At 43.7% G+C, this 3579-nt stretch carries 2 protein-coding genes; one reads left to right on the forward strand and one right to left on the reverse strand.

Annotated elements, in window-relative coordinates; genetic code table 11:
* Window positions 1-413: 413 nt before the first annotated feature.
* Window positions 414-2105 carry a dihydroxy-acid dehydratase gene (ilvD, locus tag LC586_RS39970; protein WP_229491305.1) on the reverse strand — a complete coding sequence of 564 codons (1692 nt, stop codon included), beginning with the start codon at window positions 2103-2105 and terminating at the stop codon, window positions 414-416.
* Window positions 2106-2442: 337 nt separating this feature from the next.
* Here ilvD and LC586_RS39975 point away from each other — a divergent pair, with 337 nt between their 5' ends.
* Complete coding sequence (locus LC586_RS39975) at window positions 2443-3327, forward strand: LysR family transcriptional regulator (protein WP_229491306.1); 885 nt, start codon at window positions 2443-2445, stop codon at window positions 3325-3327.
* Window positions 3328-3579: the final 252 nt, after the last annotated feature.

The following is a 3579-nucleotide window of genomic DNA, read 5'->3' on the forward strand; positions in this document are numbered from 1 at the left end:
CAGCTTGTAAACACTTATAGTACTAAAGGAAAAATCTCATTAATGCCAAAAGCATTTGCCCTTCTTTAAATCTAAAGAAGCTTGTCAACAGCGCTGAATCTAGCCTGAAGTAGAGAGTCAGGAGGCATCTTTATTCTGGCTCCTGACCAAAGAGGCAGGGGAGCAGGGGGCAGGGGAGAAAGATTCTGGAATTCACTTACCATCTGGGTTTCAAGCCCCTAAATTTATTTATGCCCAAAAGCAAAAATATTTATTTCGAGATGCGTAGCACGAGAAATAATGCGTCCTTATTTCAGAGCAACTAAATTTATTTATGGGGTTCTCCCCCCTGCTCCCTGCCCCCTGCCCCCTTTCCTCTTCTTTGACTCCTCAAAACTTTAAAAGTGAAACTTAAATGGCTATTGGCTTAATAACTAGTTATTGAACAAGTCTAAATCTGTCACAGCACCAATACTACTAGAAGATACTAATTTGGCATATTTCGCCAAAACGCCTTTAGTGTAGCGCGGAGCCGGAGGCTGCCAATTGGCATGACGACGGGCTAATTCTTCTTCAGATATGTTTAACTGCAAGAGGCGTGCGGGTGCATCAATCGTAATACTATCGCCTTCTTCTACAAGGGCGATCGCACCACCAACTGCTGCTTCTGGTGCAACATGACCAACCACCATGCCATAAGTACCACCAGAAAAGCGTCCGTCGGTAATTAATCCTACAGCATCACCCAAACCAGCCCCGATAATTGCCGAAGTGGGAGCTAACATTTCTCGCATCCCAGGGCCGCCTTTAGGCCCTTCGTAGCGGATGACTAGAATATCACCAGGTTGAATTTTACCCGCCAAAATTGCATCTAAAGAAGCTTCTTCCGATTCAAATACTCGTGCTGGCCCGGTAATCACTGGTTTTTTCACCCCGGTAATTTTAGCGACAGCCCCTTCTGTTGCCAAATTACCTCTGAGAACGGCTAAATGTCCTTGAGGATACATCGGGTTATTCCAAGTCCGAATCACATCTTGATTGGCGGATGGTTCTTCTGGGATATCTGCCAATATCTCTGCAATGGTTTGACCGCTGATGGTGAGGCTATCACCATGCAATAAGTCATGCACAAGTAACATCTTCATTACTTGGGGAATGCCACCAGCTTTGTGTAAATCTGTAGCTACATATTTACCACTTGGTTTTAAATCACACAAAACGGGAACACGGCCGCGGATAGTTTCAAAGTCGTCTATGGTTAACTCTACATTAGCGGCACGGGCGATCGCTAAAAAATGCAGCACTGCATTGGTCGAACCACCCACCGCCATAATCACAGAGATGGCATTCTCGATAGATTTGCGGGTGATAATTTGCCGGGGTAAGATTTGTTTTTTGATGGCTTCGACTAACGCATAAGCCGATTTTTCCGTGCTATCAGCTTTTTCGGCATCTTCGGCTGCCATTGTTGAGGAATAGGGCAAACTCATTCCCATCGCTTCAAATGCTGAAGACATGGTGTTAGCTGTGAACATTCCTCCACAAGAACCAGCGCCAGGACAAGCGCGACTTTCGACTTCTAATAATTCCTTTTCGTCAATTTTTCCAGCGCTATATTGACCTACTGCTTCAAAAGAACTGACTACGGTTAAATCGCGTCCGTTGTAGTGACCGGGTTTTATTGTGCCACCGTAAACGAATATTGCAGGGATATTCATCCGAGCGATCGCCAGCATTGCCCCTGGCATATTTTTATCACAACCACCAATGGCTAGCACACCATCCATACTTTGTCCAGTACAGGCGGTTTCAATGGAATCAGCGATGACTTCCCGCGATACTAGGGAATATTTCATCCCTTCAGTTCCCATCGAAATCCCGTCGCTGATGGTTATTGTGCCAAACATTTGTGGCATTGCCCCGGCGGTTTTAACAGCAACCTCTGCTATGAGTGCCAGTTGATTTATCCCCATATTGCAGGGGGTGATGGTGCTGTAACCGTTGGCTATACCGACAATGGCTTTGTTGAAATCTTCATCTTTAAAACCAACTGCACGCAGCATAGCTCGATTTGGCGATCGCTGTACCCCTTGGGTCACAATTTGGCTTCTCAAATTCTCCGACATAGTTACATCATCCTCTGACCAAATAAGGCAAAAGTAAAAAGTTAAAAGGTAAAAGGTAAAAGAAAATGGTTTGTTCGCGCAGCGTCTCTGAAAGAGAAGCCCCTAAATTTATTTATGGGGATTATCTTTAGGACTTACGCAAAACCCTCTTAAACTCTCATTCCTCCGTGAACTCTGTGTCCTCTGTGGTTCGTTTTCCGTTACCTGTGCCTAAGTCCTAATCTTTTTACTTTTTACTTTTTACTTTTTACTTGCATATATGAGTATGATAGGTAGCAATTTTTGACATGTCCAATATATATTTATGAATATTTGAGACTTATAAAATATCAAAACTATGGAACTGCGACACCTGCGCTACTTCATTGCTGTAGCTGAGGAACTACACTTTAGTAAAGCCGCAGAGCGACTTCATATCGCTCAACCGCCCTTAAGCCAGCAAATTCAGCAGCTAGAAGCATCCCTTGGGGTAGAACTTTTTCAACGCAAAACTAAACGACAGGTGCAGCTAACGGAAGCCGGACAAGTATTTTTGCAAGAAGCTTATCAATTGTTCGCTCAGCTGTCCAAGGCAATTGATCTGACTCAACGGACAGGTAGGGGGGAGAAAGGACAACTACGAGTAGGTTTCACCAGCTTGGTAACTTACGATTTGCTGCCTGTGATTTTGCGGCGGTTTCGAGAACAGTTTCTAGAGGTGGAGTTAGTGTTGCAAGAATTAACGACAACTCAGCAAGAACAAGCGCTATTCAATCGCCGCATTCATGTAGGTTTTGCCCATCCACCTTTAGAAAACAACACTTTCAATCAAGAATGCATTCAGCAAGAAGGACTAATTGTAGCTTTGCTAGAAACTCATTTCTTAGCTAGACAAGAAAATATTTCAGTGCGCCAGCTAAAAGACGAAAATTTTATTATGTTCCCCCGCCATTTGGGCCCCGGACTTTACGATCAAATCCTGAGTCTTTGTCAGCAAGGAAATTTCAGCCCAAAAGTGACTCAAGAAGCAATCCAAATGCAAACAATTATCGGGCTAGTGTCAGCAGGAATGGGGATTGCGATCGTACCGTCTTCTTTGCAAAATCTTCAAAGGGCTGGTGTAGTTTATCGCACTTTAGAAGAGAAAACACCATTAGTAGAAACGGCTGTAGTGTGGCGACAAGAGGATATGACACCTGTTTTACGAGAGTTTCTACAAATTGTGAGAAGTGTCTGTGGTTAATTAGTCAGTTATGGCAATAACAAAAACCACTACTTTTGACTAACGCCTACTTGCTAAAACAGCAAGTAGGTAACTTTTTATGACCCAACCTGAATGGTTACAAGCAAATAAACAGGTTTATTCTAAGAGGATGTTTTAAAAGTGGGGGGCTAGTGTAAGAAAGCTCACAAGGCGTATGCTGAATTTTGTAGAAACCAGCACCCTGTGAGCGAATGACTAAAGCATACCGTAGCAATCTGACCTGGGAACAGT

This window comes from Nostoc favosum CHAB5714 (assembly GCF_020829495.1).
Lineage (GTDB): Bacteria > Cyanobacteriota > Cyanobacteriia > Cyanobacteriales > Nostocaceae > Nostoc > Nostoc favosum.